General features: G+C 67.9%; 18 protein-coding genes and 1 pseudogene. 4 read left to right on the top strand and 15 right to left on the bottom strand.

The window, feature by feature from the left end; genetic code table 11:
* Nucleotides 1-115 precede the first annotated feature (115 nt).
* From AC3WRI_RS08365 to mfd, 7 genes are all read right to left on the bottom strand, one after another.
* Complete coding sequence (locus AC3WRI_RS08365) at nucleotides 116-1765, bottom strand: PepSY-associated TM helix domain-containing protein (protein WP_011615091.1); 1650 nt, start codon at nucleotides 1763-1765, stop codon at nucleotides 116-118.
* 10 nt (nucleotides 1766-1775) lie between these two features.
* Nucleotides 1776-2078 carry a hypothetical protein gene (locus AC3WRI_RS08360; RefSeq protein WP_011615092.1) on the bottom strand — a complete coding sequence of 101 codons (303 nt, stop codon included), beginning with the start codon at nucleotides 2076-2078 and terminating at the stop codon, nucleotides 1776-1778.
* Nucleotides 2075-2362, bottom strand: coding sequence for a hypothetical protein (locus AC3WRI_RS08355; protein ID WP_011615093.1), 288 nt, complete (start codon nucleotides 2360-2362; stop codon nucleotides 2075-2077). The genes AC3WRI_RS08360 and AC3WRI_RS08355 overlap by 4 nt, the downstream gene beginning before the upstream one ends.
* 213 nt (nucleotides 2363-2575) lie before the next feature.
* Nucleotides 2576-3430, bottom strand: a complete 855-nt coding sequence (gene serB / locus AC3WRI_RS08350; protein ID WP_010810118.1) for a phosphoserine phosphatase SerB — start codon at nucleotides 3428-3430, stop codon at nucleotides 2576-2578.
* An 89-nt stretch (nucleotides 3431-3519) separates the two neighbouring features.
* Nucleotides 3520-4887, bottom strand: coding sequence for an amidohydrolase (locus AC3WRI_RS08345; RefSeq protein ID WP_011615094.1), 1368 nt, complete (start codon nucleotides 4885-4887; stop codon nucleotides 3520-3522).
* A 141-nt stretch (nucleotides 4888-5028) separates the two neighbouring features.
* Nucleotides 5029-6243 carry an acetylornithine deacetylase gene (gene argE, locus AC3WRI_RS08340; protein WP_010810116.1) on the bottom strand — a complete coding sequence of 405 codons (1215 nt, stop codon included), beginning with the start codon at nucleotides 6241-6243 and terminating at the stop codon, nucleotides 5029-5031.
* 80 nt (nucleotides 6244-6323) lie between these two features.
* Nucleotides 6324-9773, bottom strand: coding sequence for a transcription-repair coupling factor (mfd, locus tag AC3WRI_RS08335; protein ID WP_011615095.1), 3450 nt, complete (start codon nucleotides 9771-9773; stop codon nucleotides 6324-6326).
* A gap of 149 nt (nucleotides 9774-9922) precedes the next feature.
* Between mfd and ispD the strand changes: the two genes are divergently transcribed.
* Nucleotides 9923-10735, top strand: a complete 813-nt coding sequence (ispD, locus tag AC3WRI_RS08330) for a 2-C-methyl-D-erythritol 4-phosphate cytidylyltransferase (RefSeq protein WP_010810114.1) — start codon at nucleotides 9923-9925, stop codon at nucleotides 10733-10735.
* Nucleotides 10736-10739: 4 nt separating this feature from the next.
* Nucleotides 10740-11249, top strand: coding sequence for a 2-C-methyl-D-erythritol 2,4-cyclodiphosphate synthase (gene ispF / locus AC3WRI_RS08325; protein WP_492293096.1), 510 nt, complete (start codon nucleotides 10740-10742; stop codon nucleotides 11247-11249).
* Here the strand turns inward: ispF and AC3WRI_RS08320 are convergent, their stop codons facing one another.
* The 6 genes and pseudogenes from AC3WRI_RS08320 to ompR form a co-directional block, all read right to left on the bottom strand.
* Nucleotides 11250-11825 (bottom strand): GNAT family N-acetyltransferase, encoded by a 576-nt coding sequence (locus tag AC3WRI_RS08320; protein WP_010810112.1) that lies wholly within the window; start codon nucleotides 11823-11825, stop codon nucleotides 11250-11252.
* 183 nt (nucleotides 11826-12008) lie between these two features.
* Entirely contained in the window at nucleotides 12009-12530 is a 522-nt protein-coding gene (locus tag AC3WRI_RS08315) for a carboxymuconolactone decarboxylase family protein (RefSeq protein WP_492293094.1), read from the bottom strand.
* A gap of 108 nt (nucleotides 12531-12638) precedes the next feature.
* Complete coding sequence (locus AC3WRI_RS08310; protein ID WP_010810110.1) at nucleotides 12639-13187, bottom strand: peroxiredoxin; 549 nt, start codon at nucleotides 13185-13187, stop codon at nucleotides 12639-12641.
* A gap of 295 nt (nucleotides 13188-13482) precedes the next feature.
* Nucleotides 13483-14438: pseudogene (locus AC3WRI_RS08305) on the bottom strand (MFS transporter).
* Nucleotides 14439-14673: 235 nt separating this feature from the next.
* Nucleotides 14674-16023 (bottom strand): ATP-binding protein, encoded by a 1350-nt coding sequence (locus AC3WRI_RS08300; protein ID WP_011615097.1) that lies wholly within the window; start codon nucleotides 16021-16023, stop codon nucleotides 14674-14676.
* 24 nt (nucleotides 16024-16047) lie between these two features.
* Complete coding sequence (ompR, locus tag AC3WRI_RS08295) at nucleotides 16048-16770, bottom strand: osmolarity response regulator transcription factor OmpR (RefSeq protein WP_010810107.1); 723 nt, start codon at nucleotides 16768-16770, stop codon at nucleotides 16048-16050.
* Nucleotides 16771-17086: 316 nt separating this feature from the next.
* On the opposite strand from ompR, the gene AC3WRI_RS08290 reads away from it, so the two are divergent.
* Nucleotides 17087-17434, top strand: a complete 348-nt coding sequence (locus AC3WRI_RS08290; protein ID WP_010810106.1) for a hypothetical protein — start codon at nucleotides 17087-17089, stop codon at nucleotides 17432-17434.
* A gap of 46 nt (nucleotides 17435-17480) precedes the next feature.
* On the opposite strand, the gene AC3WRI_RS08285 is transcribed toward AC3WRI_RS08290, so the two are convergent.
* Nucleotides 17481-18743 carry a Zn-dependent hydrolase gene (locus AC3WRI_RS08285; RefSeq protein ID WP_011615098.1) on the bottom strand — a complete coding sequence of 421 codons (1263 nt, stop codon included), beginning with the start codon at nucleotides 18741-18743 and terminating at the stop codon, nucleotides 17481-17483.
* Between the two features lie 43 nt (nucleotides 18744-18786).
* Nucleotides 18787-19623 carry a presqualene diphosphate synthase HpnD gene (hpnD, locus tag AC3WRI_RS08280; RefSeq protein ID WP_041687285.1) on the bottom strand — a complete coding sequence of 279 codons (837 nt, stop codon included), beginning with the start codon at nucleotides 19621-19623 and terminating at the stop codon, nucleotides 18787-18789.
* 327 nt (nucleotides 19624-19950) lie between these two features.
* Between hpnD and AC3WRI_RS08275 the strand changes: the two genes are divergently transcribed.
* The gene (locus AC3WRI_RS08275; RefSeq protein WP_037023310.1) at nucleotides 19951-21165 is read left to right on the top strand and encodes an efflux RND transporter periplasmic adaptor subunit; all 1215 of its coding nucleotides are present in this window, start codon (nucleotides 19951-19953) and stop codon (nucleotides 21163-21165) included.
* Nucleotides 21166-21169: the final 4 nt, after the last annotated feature.

Here is a 21169-nt window from a genome sequence, read left to right as displayed (position 1 = left end):
CGGTAGGCTCGATGTTGTTGGCCTGAGATAGTGTAGGGCAGGGGCCGGGCTGGTGCTGCCCAGGAAACAAAAACGGACGCTGCTGCGTCCGTTCTCGCGTGCGGGCGCCATGCGCTCAGGGCGTATCCGTGCTGGGCATCGCCTTGGCGCCCGCGGTGGGCCTGGCGGTCTGGGCGGCTTGGGCTGCCCGCGGCATCGCCCAGACCGACTCCGCCGGCCCACTGCGCGCGCGGCGCTGCGTGGCGCGGGCCAGGGCGACAAAGCCCGTGGCCAGCGCGATCGCGCCGATATCGAAGCCGGCGATGATCCAGTGCCCGCTGGGGATGCTGTGCAGCAGGTGGTCGCCGGTCAGGATCGCATTCGCCAGCGGCACCGTCAGCCACGCCAGCGCGGCGGCGTAGAGCAGTTCCACCGCGGCGCGCACCGGCGGGCGCAGCAGCGCCCAGGCACAGGCCAGGACAAACACCGTGAAATACGTGTAGCTCACCGCGCGCTCCGGCCACAGCAGCGCCGCCGGGAAGCACAGCGCCACGCCGATGCAGCAGCCGATGCACACGCCGACCGTGCCCTGCGCCAGCAGCCGGTGCACGCGAGGCTGCTCGGCCTGGCGCAGCTTGCGCCGTGACTCGATCCACAGCAGGTTGCCTGAATAGAACAGGAAGGCGCCGGCGAGCCCGGCCAGCAGGTAGACCAGCCGCACCGGCAGCTCGCCGAAAGTGCCGAAATGCAGTGCGTACAGCGCGCTGTAGAGCCCGTGGTTGCTGTCGCGCGTGCCGGCGGTCTGGTTGGCGGTCAGCTGGCCCGCGTTGGGCTCGCCGCTGGCGGCATGGATGCCGACCGAGCCCAGGTTGCCGAGTGCCTGCGTGCTGGTGCCGCGCACCTCCACCACGGCGTTGGCGTCGCCATAGCGCTGGAAGCGGAACGACTCGGGCGTGAATCGCTCGCCGCCGTGCTCGCGCGCGATCTGCATCAGCGTTGCCGTGGGCATGGTCGGCACCGCGCGGTTGGCCGCGGCCACTTCCGGCACGGCGGTGGTGGCGCGGGGCACCGCCTCGAACAGGCGGCCATCGAAGGTCAGTGTGTTGAACGCCATCATCAGCACCAGCGACAGGCAGAACAGCGCGCCGGTGATGGCAAAGACCAGGTGGAAAGGCAGGCTGAACAGGCCCAGCACATTGTGGGTGTCCATCCAGAAGCGCTTCAGGTTGCGCCCGGGGCGCACTGCAAACAGGTCCTTCTTCAGCCGTGGCAGGTGCAGCAGCACGCCCGATACCAGTGCCAGCCCGTACAGCACCGAGATCGCGCCCATGAAATAGATGCCGCCGACCGGGATCCCCAGCGAGTAGTGCAGGCTGTTCAGGAATGCCGACAGTTCGCCGATCACCTGGTCGCGCGAGGTGTCGCGCTGCATCGCGGCGCCGCCGGCCAGGCGGGCGTCGGTGGTCATCTGCCACTCGCCGGCCTGGTCCTGCCAGTAGGCCGCGATATTGGGCTCTCCCTCCGACGGCATGATCACGTATGAGCTGGCCGCGGCCTCGGGGTGGATCGCGACCAGCTTCTGCATGAAGCGGTCGACCGCGGCCGGGTCGGTACTGGCCTCGAACTGCGCATTGCCTTTCAGCCGCGACGGCGACTGCCAAACGTGCAGCTCATGGTGGAACACGGTGACCGCCCCGGCAAAGAAGGCGATAAACAGGGCCCAGCCGGCCATCAGGCCGACCCAGGTATGCAGCGTCTGGTACAGGCGCAGGGTTGCGGTTTTCATGATGGCGTTCTCAGGAGGCGGCCAGTGCCGTCGGCGCCAGCCTGGCCAGGCGCAGCAGCCAGAGCGCGCCGAAGCAGAGCAGGTTGGCGCCGCCCAGCCAGACCCAGGCAGTGCGGCTGGAACGGAACAGCAGGCTGGCGCTGATGATGGCCACCCACACCGGCAGGCAGGCCACCACGGCCGCGACGATGCCGGTTTCCCAGCCGCCCGGCAGCCACAGGATCAACAGCGTGCACAGCGCCACCGCCAGCGGCAGCCCGAGCAGCGCACCGGCAAGCCATTTGGTGCCCATTGCGGAGCGGTCTGCGCTCATGCCCGTTGCTCCCGTGCTGCCCGGCGCTTGCGCGCGGCATAGGTGGCGATAAAGGGCCATACCGACAGCGCGCAGGGCACGGTCACCAGGCTGGCGGCAATGGCTGCGGGCCAGCCATCGGTGTTGCTCCACAGCCAGGTGCTGACGACGACCAGGACCAGGCCCAGCCAGCCCAGCATACGCGGTTGCGTGACCCTGCCGGGCGGCAGCAGGACCTGGTTGGGCGCGGCCAGGTACAGGCACGCAGCCGCAGCCAGGCCAAGAAGGACGGCCAGAACTTGCATGGGGAAATGTCAGATAAACGAAACATTAATGGTAATGATTCGCATTTGAAGAGGCAAGCGCTAAGTAGACGTTGCGTCTCAGTGGGGATTCATCTGCACTTGGGGGAGGGACTTGCGCTGGCTGTGGCGACGAGTCGCAGGCGGCCCGCGCGGGTGGGGCCGGCCGGGCGCTTGCCGCCCGGCGCGCATTGCCGCGTTGTCTGCGGCCCGGGATCAGTGCGGGAACAGCGCCAGCAGGCCGTCCAGGCCGACGTGGTTGAACGCGACGCTGGCTTGCGTGCGCACCACCGGCTTGGCCCGGAATGCCACCGACAGGCCGGCCACGGCCATCATCTTCAGGTCGTTGGAGCCATCGCCCATGACGATGGCCTGGTCCGGCGTGGCTCCGATCCGGGCGCAGACTTCCTGCACGGTGCGGGCCTTGACGTCGGCGTTGACGATCTCGCCGACGACATTGCCGGTCAGCTTGCCGTCGACGATCTCCAGCGTATTGGCGCGGGTCACGTCGAGCTGGAGCCGTGCCTTGAGCTTCTCGGTGAAATGCACGAAGCCGCCCGACACCAGCAGCGTGCGCAGGCCCAGCGCCTGCACGGTCTGCAGCATGCGCTCGGCGCCCGGCGACAGCCGCAGGCGCTCTTCATAGACGCGGTCCAGCACGCTGGCGTCCAGGCCCTTGAGCAGGGCCACGCGGCGGCGCAGGCTTTCGTTGAAATCGGTGATCTCGCCGCGCATGGCGGCTTCGGTGATGGCCGAGACCTCGGCCTTGAGGCCGCAGAAATCTGCGATCTCGTCGATGCACTCGATCGTGATCAGGGTCGAGTCCATGTCCATCGCCACCAGGTGGAAGTCGGACAGCTTGCGCCCCGCGGGCACCACTGCCCAGTCGATCGCGCGCGGGCCGCAGAAATCGTCCAGCGCATCGCGCAGCGCCGGCGTCAGCGGCGCGCATTCCTCGGCGGCGGCGACGGTCTCGCTGCGCAGCACCAGTTCAGAGGCGCGGGCCAGGGTGCGGGCGGTGTCGAGGTCGGCTGGGGAAAGCGGGGCGGTGCTCTGGAGGATCAGGGGCATGGCGGATGAAGGTCGGGCGCTTGCCGCGCGGGGCTGCAACGCGGCAAAAGCGCTATTGTAGCCCCGCCGCAGCGCCCCGGGCGAGCCGCTCAGCGCTGCGCCATCACCATGTAGTCCACGGTCAGGCTGGACAGGGCGCGCACGCCGTTGATCAGCGCCGGCTCGTCCACATAGAACTCAGGCGAGTGGTTGGAAGGCGCCTTGGTCACATCCTGGCCCTTGGGCGTCACCCCGAGGTTGAAGAACAGGCCCGGGACCTTCTCCTGGTAGAACGAGAAGTCCTCCGACGCGGTCGCCTTGGGCGTGATCATCCAGTTGCCTTCGCCGGCCACGCGCTGCAGCGTGGGCGCCATCTTCTCGGTCAGGGCCGGCTGGTTGATGGTGGCGTTGTACAACTCCACCACGCGGAAGCTGGCCTCGGCGCCGGCGCTGGTGGCGATGGCCTCGGTGGTGCGCTTCATGCGGGCATGGATGTCCTTCTTCATGCCTTCGTCATAGGTGCGCACGGTGCCCATCATCTCGACCTTCTCCGGCACGATGTTCATGCGGTTGCCGCCGTGGATGGTGCCCACGGTAATCACCGACGGCTCCAGCATGGCGTTGACCTGGCGGCTCTGGATGGTCTGCAGGCCCATCACGATCTGCGACGCCACCACGATCGGGTCGATCCCGCCCCACGGCCGCGCGCCGTGGGTCTGGCGGCCCTTGACGTCGATCCAGAACTGGTCGGCCGCCGCCATCGAGGGGCCGCTGCGCCAGCCCAGCTTGCCCGATTCGATGCCGCTGCTCACGTGCAGGCCGAAGATCGCATCGACCTTGGGATTGTCCAGCACGCCCTCGGACACCATCTGCTTGGCGCCCCAGGTGTTGGAGCCATTCGGTTCGAAGTCGGCCGGGCTTTCCTCGGCCGGCTGGAAGATGAACTTGACCGTGCCGGGCAGCTGGTCCTTCATGCCGGCCAGCACCTCGGCGGTGGCCATCAAAATCGCCACGTGCGTGTCATGGCCGCAGGCGTGCATCACGTCCACTTCCTTGCCCAGGTACTGGCCCTTGGCCTTCGACGCGAACGGCACGTCCACGCGTTCCTTGACCGGCAGCGCATCCATGTCGGCGCGCAGCGCCACTACCGGGCCGGGCTTGCCGCCCTTGAGCACGCCGACCACGCCGGTCTTGGCCACGCCCGTCTTCACTTCCATGCCGAGCTTGCGCAGCTGGTCGGCCACGAGCTTGGCGGTGCGCGTCTCGTAGTTGCCCAGTTCCGGATGCTGGTGGATATCGCGGCGCCACGCGATGAGTTGTTTCTCGACGGCCTTGGCGCGGGTTTCGATCTGGGCGTGCAGGGTTTCGGCGCCTTGCGTCTGGGCCTGCGCGGTGTTGCAGAGCAGGCCGGTGGCGAGCGCCAGGGTGGCGAGCGCGAAGCGGGTGGTGGGACGGGATGCGGAATCACGGACAGCCATGCAAGGTCTCCTTCGTTGTTGTTGGTGTGATGCAGGCGGTGTGGCGGCGCGCGGCAAGTGCAAAGCGCCGGGAAAAGCGGATTGGTTGCTCCCCTCTCCCGCAAGCGGGAGAGGGGAGCAAAGCTCTGGCATGCCCGGCAGTCAGCTCACGCGCAAGCTGTCGACCACCTTGTGCAGGAACGCCTCGCAAGCAGCCAACTGCTCCAGCGCAACAAACTCATCCGGCTTGTGCGCCTGCTGGATATCGCCAGGCCCGCACACCACGGCCGGAATGCCGGCGCGCTGGAACAGGCCGGCCTCGGTGCCGTAGGCCACCTTGTTGGTGTCGCGGTCGGCGGTCAGCGCGCGCACCAGCTGCGTGATGGCTTCCTGTTCGGCCACGTCCAGCGACGGCGCGGCGGCGATCTTGCTCAGCGTCAGGCCGGCGTCGGCATGCTCGGCGCGCATCTTCGGCAGCAGCACGTCGTTGGCGTAGGCCTGGATGCGGGCGTAGATGGCTTCGGGATCCACGCCGGGCAGGTTGCGGAACTCGAACACGAACTCGCACAGTGCCGGGATGGTGTTCAGCGCGATGCCGCCCTGGATGGTGCCGGTCTGCGCGGTGGTGTAGGGCACGTCGAAGGCCTGGTCGTAGGGGCCGTTGGCCTTGAACTCATCGGCGATGTCGCGGATGAAGCAGATCAGGCGCGCGGCGTATTCGATCGCATTGACGCCGCGCGGCGTCAGCGACGAGTGCGCGGCCTGGCCCCTGACGCAGCAACGGTAGGCGTTGATGCCCTTGTGCGCCACGATCACGCGCATGCTGGTGGGTTCGCCGACGATGCAGCCGCCGGGCGTCACGCCGCGGTCGCGCAGTTCGGCCAGCAGGTAGGGCGCGCCCATGCAGCCGATCTCTTCGTCGAAGGACAGCGCGTAGTGGACCGGCTCGCGCAGCCTGGCCTGCAGGATGGCCGGCAGCAGCGACAGGCTGGTGCCGATAAAGCCTTTCATGTCGCAGGTGCCGCGGCCGTAGAGCTTGCCGTCGCGCACCACCGGCTTGAACGGGTCGGTGGTCCAGTCCTGGCCGTCCACCGGCACCACGTCGGTATGGCCGGAGAGCACGATGCCGCCGTTGGTATTGCCGTCGGCGGCGGGCACGGTGACGAACAGGTTGGCCTTGTCCTGCTGCGGGTTGTAGCTCAGATGCGGCTTCAGCCCCTTGGCCAGGAAATGGTCGCGCACCGACTCGATCAGGCCCAGGTTGGAGTTGCGGCTGGTGGTGTCGTACGCGACCAGCCGCTGGGTCCATTCAAGCGCGCTGCCGCGCGCGGCGGTTTCGGTGACGGGCTGACGGGAAGAAGCGGCTTGGGCGGGCATGGGGGCGTTATCGCTAACTTGTTAAGGAATCGATGCTACACCCGGCCGCGCGCCGCGTCCATGCAGGATACGCATGACCCCTACGCCAGTTGCCGCAACGTATGCTTGATGGTCTGCGCGCGGATCGCCACGTCCGGCATCTTGGCCTCGATGCGCAGCTTGTCCTGCCCGGCCAGCTTGATATGGCGGTTCTTCTGCACCAGGTCGATGATGCGCATCGCGTCGATCGGCGGGTTGGGCACGAACTGCACGCTGATGGTGGCCTCGCCCGCGTCGATCTTGCGCACGCCCAGCGGTGCCGCGGCGATGCGCAGCCGGTGGGTCTCGACCAGCGCCTGCGCCTGCGCCGGCAGTCGGCCGAAGCGGTCGATCAGCTCTTCCTGGATATCGTCCACGCGCTCGGCGGTCTCGCAGTTGGCCAGTCGCTTGTACAGCGACAGCCGCTCGTGCACGTCGGCGCAGTAGTCGTTGGGCAGCAGCGCCGGCGTGCCCAGGTTGATCTCGGTGGTCGCGGCCAGCGGCGCCATCAGGTCGGGTTCCTTGCCGGCCTTGAGCGCCTTGACCGCGGCGTTGAGCATGTCAGTGTAGAGCTGGAAGCCGATCTCGTGGATCTCGCCCGACTGCTTGTCGCCCAGCACCTCGCCCGCGCCGCGGATTTCCAGGTCATGCATGGCCAGGTAGAAGCCCGAGCCCAGTTCCTCCATCTGCTGGATCGCTTCGAGCCGGCGCTGCGCCTGCTTGGTCAGGCCCTCGACATCATGCACCAGCAGGTAGGCATAGGCCTGGTGGTGCGAGCGCCCGACCCGGCCGCGCAGCTGGTGCAGCTGCGCCAGGCCGAACTTGTCCGAGCGGTGGATCAGGATGGTGTTGGCGGTCGGCACGTCGATGCCGGTCTCGATGATGGTGGTGCACAGCAGGATGTTGTCGCGGCGCGCGACGAAGTCGCGCATCACGCGCTCCAGCTCGCGCTCATGCATCTGGCCGTGCGCGACGGCAATGCGCGCTTCGGGCACCAGCTCGGCCAGCCGCGCGCGCTTGTTCTCGATGGTCTCGACCTCGTTGTGCAGGAAGTAGACCTGGCCGCCGCGCTTGAGCTCGCGCAGGATGGCCTCGCGGATCACGCCGTCTTCCTCGCGCCGCACGAAGGTCTTGATCGCCAGCCGCTTCTGCGGCGCGGTCGCGATCACCGAGAAGTCGCGCAGGCCTTCCAGCGCCATGCCCAGCGTGCGCGGGATCGGCGTGGCGGTCAGGGTCAGCACGTCGACCTCGGCGCGCAGGGTCTTCAGCGCCTCCTTCTGGCGCACGCCGAAGCGGTGTTCCTCGTCGATGATGACCAGCCCCAGGCGCTCGAACCTGACCTGGTCGGACAGGATCTTGTGGGTGCCGATGACGATGTCGACGGTGCCTTCGTTGATCTGCCTGATGGCCGCGTCGATTTCCTTCTTGGTCTTGAAGCGCGACAGCTCGACGATGCGCACCGGCCATTCGGCGAAGCGGTCGGACAGCGTCTGGAAGTGCTGCTCGGCCAGCAGCGTGGTCGGCGCCAGCATCGCCACCTGCTTGCCGCCCAGCACCGCGACAAAGGCCGCGCGCAGCGCCACCTCGGTCTTGCCGAAGCCCACGTCGCCGCACACCAGCCGGTCCATCGGCTTGCCCGAGGTCATGTCGGCGATCACCGCGGCAATCGCGGCGGCCTGGTCCGGCGTTTCCTCGAAGCCGAAGCTTTCGGCGAAGGTCTCGTAGTCCTTGGGCGAGAGCGGGAAGGCAAAGCCCTCGCGCGCGGCGCGGCGCGCGTACAGGTTGAGCAGCTCGGCGGCGGTGTCGCGGATCTGCTGGGCTGCCTTGCGCTTGGCCTTGTCCCACTGGCCCGAGCCCAGGTGGTGCAGCGGCGCGGTATCGGGATCGGCGCCGGAATAGCGCGAGATTACATGCAACTGGTGCACCGGCACATACAGCTTGCTGCCCTTGTCGTAGTCCAGGTGCAGGAATTCCTCGTCGCCCTGGCCCATGTCGAGCGTGACCAGGCCCTGATAGCGGCCGATGCCGTGCTCGCTGTGCACCACCGGGTCGCCGATCTTCAACTCGGCCAGGTCGCGCACCATCGAGTCGACGGCGGAGGCCTGCTCCTGCTTGCGGCGGCCGGTGCGGCGCGCGGTGCCGGCGTACAGCTCGGCCTCGGTGACAAAGGCGATCTGCCCCTGCGGCAGCGCAAAGCCGCTCTGCAGCGGCGCCACCGCGATCGAGAAATGCGCTTCGCCGGCCAGGAACGCGGCAAAGTCGTCCACCGGCTGCGGGCGCAGGCCGCTTTCGGCAAAGAGCTGCAGCAGGGTCTCGCGCCGCCCGGCCGAGTCGGCGCACATCAGCACGCGGGTCTGCTGGTCGAGCAGCAGCGCTTCCAGGTTGACCAGCGGATCATCGGCGCGGCGGTTCACCGCGACGTCGGGCAGGATGGCCGAGAACGCGGCCTGGTCCGCGTTCGCTTCGGCCTGCAGCACCAGGCGCGCCATCGGCTTGGCGGCGACGAAGAACTGCTCCTCGGACAGGAACAGGTCCGCTGGCGGCAGCAGCGGGCGCTCGCGGTCGTGCCGCATGAAGTTGTAGCGCTGCGTGGTGTCGGCCCAGAAGCGGCGGATGGCCTCGTCGACATTGCCGGCGAACGCGAGCTGCGTATCGGCGGGCAGGTAGTCGAACACGGTCGCGCTCTGCTCGAAGAACAGCGGCAGGTAGTACTCGATGCCGGCCGACGGCACGCCGTTGCCGATGTCCTTGTAGATCGGCGACTTGGTTGGGTCGCCTTCGAACAGCTCGCGCCAGCGGCCGCGGAAGGCGGTGCGCGCGGCTTCGTCGAGCGGGAACTCGCGCCCGGGCAGCAGCCGCACCTCCTTGACCGGGTACAGGCTGCGCTGGGTGTCGGGGTCGAAGGCGCGGATGGTCTCGATCTCGTCGCCGAACAGGTCGATCCGGTACGGCAGCGCCGAGCCCATCGGGTACAGGTCGATCAGGCCGCCGCGCACGCTGTATTCGCCGGGGCGCATCACCGCGCTGACGTGCTCGTAGCCGGCCAGCGTGAACTGGGCCTTGAGCGCCGCTTCATCCAGCCGCTCGCCCTGCTTGAAGAAGAAGGTGTAGGCGGCCAGGAACGCGGGCGGCGCCAGCCGGTACAGCGCGGTGGTGGCCGGCACCAGCATCACGTCGCATTGCCCGGTCTGGATGTCGTGCAGCGTGGCCAGGCGCTCTGATACCAGGTCCTGGTGCGGCGAGAAGCTGTCGTAGGGCAGGGTTTCCCAGTCGGGCAGCAGGCGCACGCGCAGTTCGGGCGCGAACCAGGGGATTTCCTCGGCCAGGCGCTGGGCATCGACCGCGTGGGAGCAGACTACGGCCAGCATCGGCGCGCGCTCGCGGTGCTGCCGAGCGTACGCGGCCACAGCCAGCGCATCGGCCGAGCCGCGCAGGCCCGCCACGCTGTGGCGCAGCCCCGGCTTGACCAGCGGCAGGTTGACAAAGGGGAAGGCGGGCTTGGCGTCAGGCATGTCGGCAGCGGGGCGTTCAAAACGACGACACCCCGCCGGCATTGCGGGCGGGGGTCGGGGCAGGGGACCTCAACGGCCCGTGGCGCCTGCCGGGCACGCGTCAATGCGGAATGGCGCGGCATGGCGACGGGCAAGGGCCGTATTATAGAATGCGCACCGGTTGTCCCGCTGGCCATGCCGGCCAGCAGGCGCCCGCGCCTCTTTCACTCAACGCCGATCCTGTGCCCGCTCGCCGCTTTGCCCTGATTCCCTGTGCCGGTACCGGCAGCCGCGCCGGCGGCGCCGTTCCCAAGCAATACCAGACCGTGGCCGGCCGGCCGATGATCTGGTACGCGCTGGCGGCGTTCTCGGCGTGCGACGCCATCAACGCCACCGCGCTGGTGCTGGCGCCCGACGACATGCCGCTGGAATCGCGCTTCGGCGCGGCCGCCTTTGCCGGGCTGCGCTTCGATACCGCCTTTGTCGGCGGCGAGACCCGCCATGCCTCGGTGCTGGCCGGGCTGCACCACCTGGCGCAGCTGGGCGCGACCGACAGCGACTGGGTGCTGGTGCACGATGCCGCGCGCCCGGGCCTGACCCCGGCAATGATCCATGCGCTGGTGCGCGCGGTGGAAAGCGACGGCGACGACGACCCGGACGCCGCCATCGGCGGCATCCTGGCGGTGCCGGTGCCCGACACGCTCAAGCGCGCCCAGGACGACGCCCGTATCGGCGCCACGGTGCCGCGCGAGGGCCTGTGGCAGGCGCAGACGCCGCAGATGTTCCGCCTGGGCGTGCTGCGCCAGGCGCTGCAGGACGCCATGGCGGCCGGCGCGGTGGTGACCGACGAGGCCAGCGCGATCGAGCGTCTGGGGCTGCATCCGCGGCTGGTCAACGGCTCGCTGCGCAATTTCAAGGTGACCTACCCGGAGGACTTCGCACTGGCCGAAGTGCTGCTGGGCAACGATGGCAAAGGAGCCTGACCGCATGATGCCTTTCGATATCCGGGTGGGACAGGGCTATGACGTCCACGCGCTGGTGCCCGGCCGCAAGCTGATCCTGGGCGGGGTCGAGATTCCGCACGACTGCGGCCTGCTGGGCCATTCCGATGCGGATGCGCTGCTGCACGCAGTCACCGACGCGCTCTTCGGCGCGGCCGCGCTGGGCGATATCGGCCGCCATTTCCCCGACACCGACGCGCAGTTCGCCGGCGCCGACAGCCGCGTGCTGCTGCGCGAGGCCGCGCGCCGCGTGCGCGAGGCGGGCTATGAAATCGGCAATGTCGATGCCACCGTGATCGCGCAGGCGCCCAAGCTGGCGCCGCATATCGGGGCGATGGTGGCGAACCTGGCGGAGGACCTGGGGATTGCGCGCGGGCGTTGCAACGTCAAGGCCAAGACCAACGAGAAGCTGGGCTTCGAAGGGCGCCAGGAGGGCATCGTGGCGCAGGCCGCGGTGCTGCTCTGGCGCGCCTCGGTGGGCGACGCGCAGGACTGATCAGGGGCGCGCCGCGTCTGGCGCCGTGGCGTTTTCCGGCGGGATGGCGTAGGTATAGTCGATCAGGCGGGCCATTGCGCCGGTGCGCGCACCGGCTTCGGTGCGCTTGGTGAATCCCATCTGCTGGCACAGCCGGATGGCCGATGCCATTTCCGGCATGGTGCGCACCACCAGCGTTGACGCGCCGATATCGCGCGCGCGCTGGATGCAGATCTGCATCAGCGTGCGGCCCAGGCCCAGGCCGCGCGCCTGCGGGCTGACCGACAGCAGCCGGGCTTCCGGCTGGGTCAGGGTGATGGTGCTGCCGTCCAGTGCCGGCAGCGTGGCGCCCGGATGGCAGAACAGCACGGCGCCCATGATGCCGTGATCGGTCTCCGCCACCCACCATTCCATATCCGGATGGCTGGTCGCCAGCACTGCCTGCATGCCGCGCTGGAACGACGCGCGGCAGTCTTCCATGATGGCCAGCTCATATTGCCCGTAGGCTTGTTGCGTGACGGCGGCGATGTCGCCCCAGTCATGCACCGCCGCGAGGCGGTAGTGGAAACGGGGAGAAGTCGGCGAAGGCAGGGTCATGGCAGCCTGAAAGTGCGTGTCCTGCCTGGATTGTAGGCCGATCCCCGCACCTGTGCAGCCCTGGCGCGGGGCGGTTGCAGGATGGGAACAGCCGGCAACTCCTGATGGGAAGCTGCCGGCTGCTGTGCTACGGCGCCCGTGGCAGGGCGCCGCGGAGGGCGCGGGGGCGCGCTGTGGCGGGGCTTATTGCGCGGCGATCACGTTGGCGGCGGCCACGATCACGGCGGCAATGCGGCCGACATCGCGCAGTTGCTGCGCGGTCATGCCCTGTTCATTCTTCAGCAGCTGGTAGTGCGACTTCACGCAGAAGTGGCACTTGCCCACGATCGAGGCGGCCAGTGCGTACATCTCGAAACGGCGCTTGTCCACGCCGCCATGGGTGGCATAGGCGTTCATGCGCAGGCCGGCCGGCTGGCTGGCCAGGTCGGGATCGTCGGCCATTTCGACGTACGGGTACCAGGTGTTGTTCATGCCCATCAGCGCGGCCGCGGTCAGCGCGCCGTTGGTTTCCTCGGGCGACAGCACGCCGGCGTTGCGGATGGCATCCACCAGCACCTTGCTCTGCGCCGCAAATGCCGCCGCCAGTGCCACACCGACCGCATCGTTGCCTTCCAGCGAAGAGCGCGCGATGGTGCCGTCCACGTTCAGGCGGATGTCCTTGGCGTAATCGGGGATGAGATTCTTAATCGTGGTGATGAATTCCATTTATTTCTCCTATCGATACGGGCCCAAAAAACCCGCGCAAGCGGGTTTTGATGCGGAGGGCAGCGCCCTCCGCGAATCGCCAAGGTGTGTCTGGCGACTGATAGCAAATTACAGCGTGGCGCCACCAACGGCACGGTTGCACGGGCACAGCTCGTCCGTTTGCAGACCGTCCAGGATACGCAGGACTTCTTCCGGGTTGCGGCCCACGTTCAGGTTGTTCACCGACACATGCTGGATCACGTTGTCCGGGTCGACGATGAAGGTCGCGCGCAGGGCAACGCCGGCAGCGTGGTCACGCACGCCCAGCTGGTCGATCAGCGAACCGGTCACGTCGGCGAACTGCCACTGGTTCAGCTTGTTCAGGTCCTTGTGTTCGCGGCGCCATGCCAGCTTGACGAATTCGTTGTCGGTCGAGCCGCCCAGCACGATCGCGTCGCGGTCGGCGAAGTCGCCGTTCAGCTTGGCGAAGGCAACGATTTCGGTCGGGCAGACGAAGGTGAAGTCCTTCGGGTAGAAGTAGATGATCTTCCACTTGCCTTCGAACGACTTTTCGGTGATGTCTTCGAAAGCCGACTGGCCGTTCTCTTCATGATTGTTGAAACCCGGCTTGACACCGACGACGTGGAAGGCTTCGAGCTTGTCACCAACGGTCTTCATAGACTATCTCCTGATACGGTTGCAATGAGAGCGGTGCTGCTGCCGCGCGGCTGGCGTGGGCCGGCTACGCGGCTTACCGCGACAAAACGTGATTATGCGTCATCACCAGGTGCCGGGCTAATTGATATTCTCAAAGAGCCCGATAGGCAAGCCATGTGACGCCTGGAGCGAATCCCGGCATGGGAAGCCGCGGCATCAGCCAGGCGGCTTCGATGCGGAAGGGCAAGTATGCCATGCGCGCTGGGCCCGCTTATGGCAAGTTGGTGACGATTGCGGCGAGTTCAACCCGCCGGGTTCAGGCCGGATGCATGACGGGCTCCACTCGTTGCGCCCGGAAGATCACCAGCGTGGCAACCAGTCCGCACAGCGCGGCGAACATCAGCCACAGCCCCGGCGCCGCCTTGTTGCCGGTGGCGTGGATCAGCCAGGTCGAGATTGCCGGAGTGAAGCCGCCGAACAGCGCCGTGGCCAGGCTGTAGGCCAGCGAGAAGCCGGTGGTGCGCACCGCGGGCGGCATGATCTCGGTCAGCGCCACCACCATGGCGCCGTTATAACTGCCGTACAGGAACGACAGCCACAGCTCCACCATCAGCAGCCGCGAGAACGACGGCTCGGCCACCAGCCATGACACGGCGGGGTACGCGGTCAGCAGCGTTGCCACGGTGAAGAACACCAGCAGTGGCTTGCGTCCGATGCGGTCCGACAGCGCGCCCATCAGCGGCAGCCAGATGAAGTTGGACAGGCCCACGCACATGGTGACGATCAGGTTGTCGGTGTCGTCCAGCTTCAGCACGGTCTTGCCGAAGGTCGGCGTGTATGCGGTGATCATGTAGAACGACACCGTGGTCATCACCACCATCATGCAGCCGGCCAGGATGATGCGCCAGTTGTCCAGCATCGAGCGGTAGATCTCGTCGATGGCGGGCCCGGCACGCAGGCAATCAGCAACGTGCCCATGGCCATCAGCGCCAGCGTCATGATCAGGCCCTTGCGGCGGCCATGGCGGTCGATGTAGGCGCCCAGCACGATCGCACCCAGCGGCCGCATCAGGAAACCCGCGCCAAAGGTGGCGAGCGAAAGCATCAGCGAGGCGAACTCGTTGCCGCTGGGAAAGAAGGTCCTGGCGATGGCGGCCGCGTAGAAGCCGTACACCATGAAGTCATACATTTCCAGGAAGTTGCCGCTGACGACGCGGAACACGGTGCGGAACCCGTGCTGCCCGGCGGGGGTAGCTGCGGAGGTATCTGACATGGCTGTCTCTCAGGCACCGCCGGCGGTCCCGGCGGCATGATGGTTCGGAGAAGTCAGCCAGGCGTGCGCGGGTCACGCCGTGTGGGAAGGATTTCGCCGCGCGCCTGATGACGGGCGCCAGTGTGCGCCGCGACCCTGTCATTGCCCTGACGAATGCCTTTCAGAAGGCTATCAAATGCTGTCGAAAACCTGTCAATGCGCCGCGGATGGCGCTCAGGCCGCGCTCAGCTGACGCTCAGGCGCGCCGGAAGCAGGCGCTGACCACCAGCCCCGTGGCCGGGGCGGGGCGGTTGGCCAGCAGCAGCCGGCCGCCGTTGCGCTGCATGATGCGGTTGACGATGGACATGCCCAGCCCGGCGCCCTTGGCCTCGCTGCGCGCGGCGTCGAGCCGGTAGAAGGGCCGCGTCAGCAGCGACAGCTGGCCGTCGGGCACGCCGTTGCCGTGGTCGGCCACGGTCAGCACGGCTTCCTTGTCGTCCACGCGCGTCGAGATCTCGACCACGGCCATGCCGCTTTGCTCGTCCTTGGCATAGCGGCGCGCGTTCTCGACCAGGTTGTCCAGGATGCGCTGCACTTCCATGCGGTTGGCCACGGCCATCACCGGCTCATTGGCGCGCACGTGCACGCGCACGTCGTCGTGCGCGGCGTAGACGCCCACGGCATCGTGCACCAGCGCCGACAGGTCAACCGGTTCCACGGTTTCCAGCGGCGGGCGCGCGTAGTTGAGGAACTGTCCGATGATAGCGTCCATCTGCTCGATGTCGGCGATCATGGCGTCGCGCGTGGGGGTGTCCATCGGCGACATCTCGGTTTCCAGGCGCAGGCGCGTCAGCGGCGTGCGCAGGTCGTGCGAGATGCCGGCCAGCATCACCACGCGGTCGTCGTCGAGCTGGCGCAGGTCGCGCACCATCTGGTTGAAGCTGTGGTTGGCCAGCGCCACCTCACTGGCGCCGTGCTCGGGCAGCGGCGGCGGGTCGCCGCCGGCGCCGATCGCGCGGGCGGCGTTGGCCAGCCGCTTGAGCGGGTAGTTGACGCGCGCGGTGATAAAGGCCGCGCCGATGATCGACAGCAGCAGCGCGGCAATACTCCACCACAGCCACTGGATGCCGGGCACGCGCTCGAAGCGCTCGGGGCTGATCGCCACCCAGTAGTCGTCGCCCTCGATCTCGAAGCTGACCCACACGCCGGGAATGTCGTTGACGGTGGTGGCCAGCACCGTGTCCTCGCCCAGGCGGCTGCGGATCTCCTGCTGCACCAGGGTGGTCAGGAACGGGTTGGCGGTGGGCGCGGCGAAGTCGTCGTCCTTCTCGCGCGGATAGACCTTGATGCCTTCGTTCTGCACCAGGTCGAGCAGCAGGAAGCGCCGCCGCGCGGGGTCGGAATAGAGCAGCGCGGCGCGCGTGAGCTTGACCACGCTGACCACCTGCATGGCGATCTGCTGCGCGCGCGGGGCGCGTTCGAACAGCCGGTAGCTCTGGAACCAGATGCCCAGCGAAATCGCCAGCAGCAGGGCGATAAGCATGAAGGTTCGCCAGAACAGCGAACCAAAGAACCGCGTTGCGGTTCTGCCGATAACGGTCGCCACGATGGGAACAGCGGCCGTAATCGGTTACTTCACGCCATCGGGGATGAAGACGTAGCCCAGGCCCCACACCGTCTGGATAAAACGGGGGTTGCTCGGGTCCGGCTCGATCAGCTTGCGCAGGCGCGAGATCTGCACGTCCAGGCTGCGGTCGAAGACTTCATATTCACGGCCGCGCGCCATTTCCATCAGCTTCTCGCGCGACAGCGGCTGGCGCGGATGGCGGGCGAACACCTTGAGGACCGAGAACTCGCCGGTGGTCAGCGTGATTTCCTCGTCGTTCTTGGTCAGCGTGCGCGTGGCCAGGTTCAGCACGAAGTCGCCGAAGGCGAAGGTCTCGGGCGTTTCCGACGGGGCGCCGGGCACTTCGGCCGGGCCCTTGCGGCGCAGCACCGCGTGGATGCGCGCAATCAGTTCGCGCGGGTTGAAGGGTTTGGGCAGGTAGTCGTCGGCGCCCATCTCCAGGCCGACGATGCGGTCCACGTCCTCGCCCTTGGCGGTGAGCATGATGATCGGGGTCTGGTCATTGGCCCCGCGCAGCCGGCGGCAGATCGACAGGCCGTCTTCACCCGGCATCATCAGGTCCAGCACCAGCAGGTCGAAACGCTCGCGCAGCCAGAGCTTGTTCATCGCGGTGGCGTTTTCCGCCACCAACACGGTGAAACCCTGTTCGCCCAGATAGCGGCGCAGCAAATCGCGCAGACGCGGGTCATCGTCGACGACAAGAATCTTGTGGCTGGTATTTTCCATGGCGGTATCTTAGCGACTATCGCTTTCGCTCAAAATGGCTTAACAAAACGTTACATACTTTACCCCGTGGTATGGCAGTGTGCACCAATCGTGCGATTACACTGCGCAATCCGTCTTTTTGGGCGCCATGCGCGGCAGATTTCCACGCATTTGCACCAGACGAGCCACTGCCTCGCCCAGCCTGCCTCGCCCGCGCTGGCGCGATGCTTGCAGAGGGTGCGGCGCCGGACGGGGTACCGGAATTCCCGGCTTCAGGGCAGTCCGTCCAGTCTGTCCAAAGACTGCTTTTTCCCGAAGCCAAAGATCGCCATTATCAATGAAAGTGAACCGAACCCGGCACGGGCATCCGCAGCATGGTATCGCCGGCGCCTGCCTTGCGCTGGCGCTGGCCGTGCTGGCGCTGTGCATTCCGGCCGGGACGGTGCAGGCGCAATCGGCCGGCATGGCCAACCTGCTCAAGCGCCACCCGTCGACCCAGGCCAGCGATCCCGGCAACAGCCAGCGCGAGGCGCGGGCCCGTGCCGAGCGCCATCGCGCCGAGCAGCGCGACGCCGAGCGCCGGCGCGGTGACGAACGCGGCGGCTCGCGCCTGTCGCCGGACGAGCGCCGCAAGCTGCGCAAGAACCTTTACGACTTCGGGCGCGATATCTACCAGGGCGGCTGATCCGTTCTTATCGTGCCGCGCCCTCCATGGTACGCCACTGTGGCGCTTAGCCGCGCGGCTGGAAGTGCCGCAGGAAATCCACGAAGACCTCCGCCGCCAGCTGGGCATCCTCCGCCGTGATGGTTTCCAGCGGGTTGTGGCTGATGCCGCCGTTGCCGCAACGCACGAACAGCATGGCCACGTCGGTGATGCGCTGCATCATCATGGCGTCGTGGCCGGCGCCGGAGGGCAGCTCGAAGGCCTGCAGCCCGCGCTTCTTCAGCACCGCCCCGAACTGGTCCATCAGCCAGCGCGCGCACGGCGCGTTGTTGACCGGCGGCACGCGCTCCACCTGGGCGGCCAGCCCGCGCCGTTCCGCGATCTGGCCGATGCCGGCCACGATGTCGGCGATGGCGGCCTCGCGGATGCTATCCTCGCCGGCGCGAATATCCATCGAGAAGGTGCAGGCCGCCGGGATGACATTGCTCGACCCGTTGGGCACCTGCAGCTGACCCACCGTACCGACCAGCGTCGGCGCCGCCGTGCAGCGCTGCTCCACCAGCAGGATCATCTCCGCCGCGCCCGCGGCGGCGTCGCGGCGCATGCCCATCGGCGTGGTGCCGGCGTGGCTGGCCAGGCCTTCGACCCGCACCGCAAAGCGGCTGCTGCCCGCGATCTGGGTGACCACGCCCAGCGGCAGGCCGTGGTGCAGCAGCACCGGGCCCTGCTCGATATGCACTTCGACAAAGCCCAGCAGCGACGCCGGATCGACCGCGGCGGCGCGCAGGGCCTGCAGATCGCCCGCGCCGGGCAGGTCCGATGCCGCCAGCGCCTCGCGCAGCGTGATGCCGTCCGCGTCCTGGCGCTCCAGCAGGGTGGGATCGAAGCGGCCCGCCAACACGCTGCTGGCCAGGAAGCTGGTCTTGAAGCGCAGGCCTTCCTCTTCGGCGAACCCCACCACTTCAAAGTGATAGGGCAGGCGGATGCCGGCCTGGTTGAGCGCGCCGACCACGGCGATCGGCAGCACGATGCCAAGCCGTCCGTCATAGCGCCCGCCATTGCGCACGGTGTCGAAGTGCGAGCCGGTCATCAGCACGCGCGCGTCGGGCACGGCCGGGTCGGCCGCATAGCGGCCGATGACGTTGCCGATGGCGTCGATCCGCACCTGCATGCCGGCCGCCTCCATCCACTGCGCAAGCCGGGCCTGCGCGGCGCGGTGGGCCGGGGTCAGGTAGGCGCAGGTGAGGCCGCCTTCCATGTCGGAGAAACTGGCGAGCTGGTCGGCGTGGGCAAGGATGGTGTCGCCGAGGGAGGCGGATGTCTGCGTCATGGCGGTACGGCTTGGCGGGTCGGACAGAAAAGAGAGCAGGACGCTAGCTGTTGCGCACCCAGGTCTTCCAGGCAATCCACAGCTTGCGCAGCGGGGTCAGCGCGATGCGCTGGTTCAGCACCTGGAACTGGCTGGCTTCCAGTTCGTCGAGCAGCGCGTGGTAGATCGCGCCCATCAGCAGGCCGGCACGCTGGGCGCGGCGGTCCTGCTTCGGCAGCAGCGCCAGTGCCTCATGGTACAGCGCGCGGGCACGGCCGGCGTGGTACTGCATCAGCGCGACAAAGCGCTCGGAATGCTGACCCTTCAGGATCTCGGATGCAGGCACCTGGAACTGCTGCAGGGTATTGACCGGCAGGTAGATGCGCCCGCGCCGCGCGTCCTCGCCGACGTCGCGCAGGATATTGACCAGTTGCAGCGACTGGCCAAGCCTCTCGGCAAACACCAGCGTCTGCGGGTCGGTATAGCCGAACAGCCGCGCGCTGAGCGTGCCGACCACGCCGGCCACGCAATGGCAGTAGCGGGCCAGCCCGGGCTCGTCCAGGTAGCGGGTCTGGGTCAGGTCCATTTCCATGCCTTCCAGCACTTCGGACATCTCGCCCTGGGGCAGGCCGGCGCTGCGCACATGCGGCTGCAGGGCCTTGGTGGTCGGGTGGGTCGGCTCGCCCTCGAACAGGCGGCGCAGTTCGGCGCGCCACCAGTCCAGCTGCTGGTGGGCCAGGCCTGCGTCATGGCTGTCGTCGACCACGTCGTCGACTTCGCGGCACCAGGCGTACAGCGCGGTGATGGCGCGGCGGCGCTCGGCCGGCAGGAACAGGAAGCTGTAATAGAAGCTCGAGCCGCTCTGGGCGACTTTCTCTTGGCAATACTGATCGGGCGTCACGCCGGTCTCGGGTCGAAGATGTGGGGGGAAGCGCCAGCGGCGCGGCGGATTGTAGCATCGCGCCGGGCAGGGTATGGTCGCGCATGCCGAAGCCTGTCGGCGCAGTTCACCAGCCCGGAACGGCAACTGAGTCTTCATTCCAGCGGTTTCGTCGCCTGCCGTTTGACGCACCCGGGGGTCGTCGTTATATTACTGACCGGAAAGTTATTTATTGCCGATGCCGGCTGCGCGCGGCCATTCCGCGCGCCCCGACGACTTCCCGGGCGCAGGGGATTTGCGGTCACCGGCCAGTCTTGTCAGTTGTTCCATCCGACTCGTTGCCTACCGATGCCAGTGCTTTGCCAAGTGCCGGAAGTTGCGGCTGCAGATTCTCCTGTTGTTACGATGCCGCCGCGCCACCTCGGTCGAGGCGTGACCGTAGCCGCACTTTTGATGGCCAGCCTGCTGGCCCTGACCGGCTGCGGCAAGAAGGCCGAGCCGGCGCCGGAGGTGCGCCCGGTGCGCCTGATGCAGCTGAGCCCGCACAACGGCAAGACCGCCTTCGAGTTCTCCGGCGACGTGCGCCCGCGCGTGGAGTCGCGGCTGGGCTTCCGCGTCGGGGGCAAGATCGCCGCCAGGCTGGTGGATGTGGGCGCGGTGGTCAGCAAGGGCCAGCCGCTGGCGCGCCTGGATCCCACCGACCTGTCGCTGGCCGAGGCCGGCTCACGCGCCCAGTTCGAGGCCGCGAAGACTGACCGCGACCTGGCCGCCGCCGACCTGAAGCGCTACAACGACCTGTTCGCCAAGGGCTTCATCAGCGCTGCCGAGCAGCACCGGCGCCAGGCCAACTATGACGCCGCCGAATCGCGGCTGCGCCAGGCCCAGGCCGGGCTGCGCAGCCAGTCCAACCAGACCGGCTACTCGGTCCTGCATGCCGATGCCGACGGCGTGGTCACGGCGATCGATGCCGAGGTGGGCCAGGTGGTGACGCCCGGCCAGCCGGTGGTGCGCGTGGCGCAGACGGCAGAGAAGGAAGTCGCGATCGGCCTGCCCGAAGACCAGGTCGACCTGCTGCGCGGCATTACCGACGTGACCATCCATACCTGGGCCGAGCCGCAGCGCACGCTGCCTGGCCGCGTGCGCGAGATTGCCGCGGCGGCCGACCCGGTCACCCGCACCTATGCCACCCGCGTGACGGTGCCGAACCCGCCCGCCGACCTCAAGCTCGGCATGACCGCGGTGGTGACCTTCATGCGCAGCGGCGCCACCGCGGCCATCCGGGTGCCGCTGACCGCGCTGCTGCAGGAGCAGGGCCGCAACCAGGTCTGGATCTATGACGCCGCCGCCGGCACGGTCAAGCCGGTGCCGGTGACGCTGGGCGAGGCCATCGGCAACGAGGTGGAGGTGCGCCAGGGCCTGGCCCCGGGCCAGACCATCGTCACCGCCGGGGTGCACCTGTTGCGCGCGGGCCAGAAGGTGCGCCCGCTGCAGACGGTTGCGCCTGCGGGAGGGCCTGCATCGGCCCCGGCATCGGCACCGGCCGCCACCCCGAAACAGGGGTGAGCGG

The sequence above is a fragment of the Cupriavidus sp. FW305-27 genome, assembly GCF_058787995.1.
The sequence above is the reverse complement of the archived record's forward strand: the minus strand, read 5'-3'. Positions and strand labels throughout refer to the sequence as shown.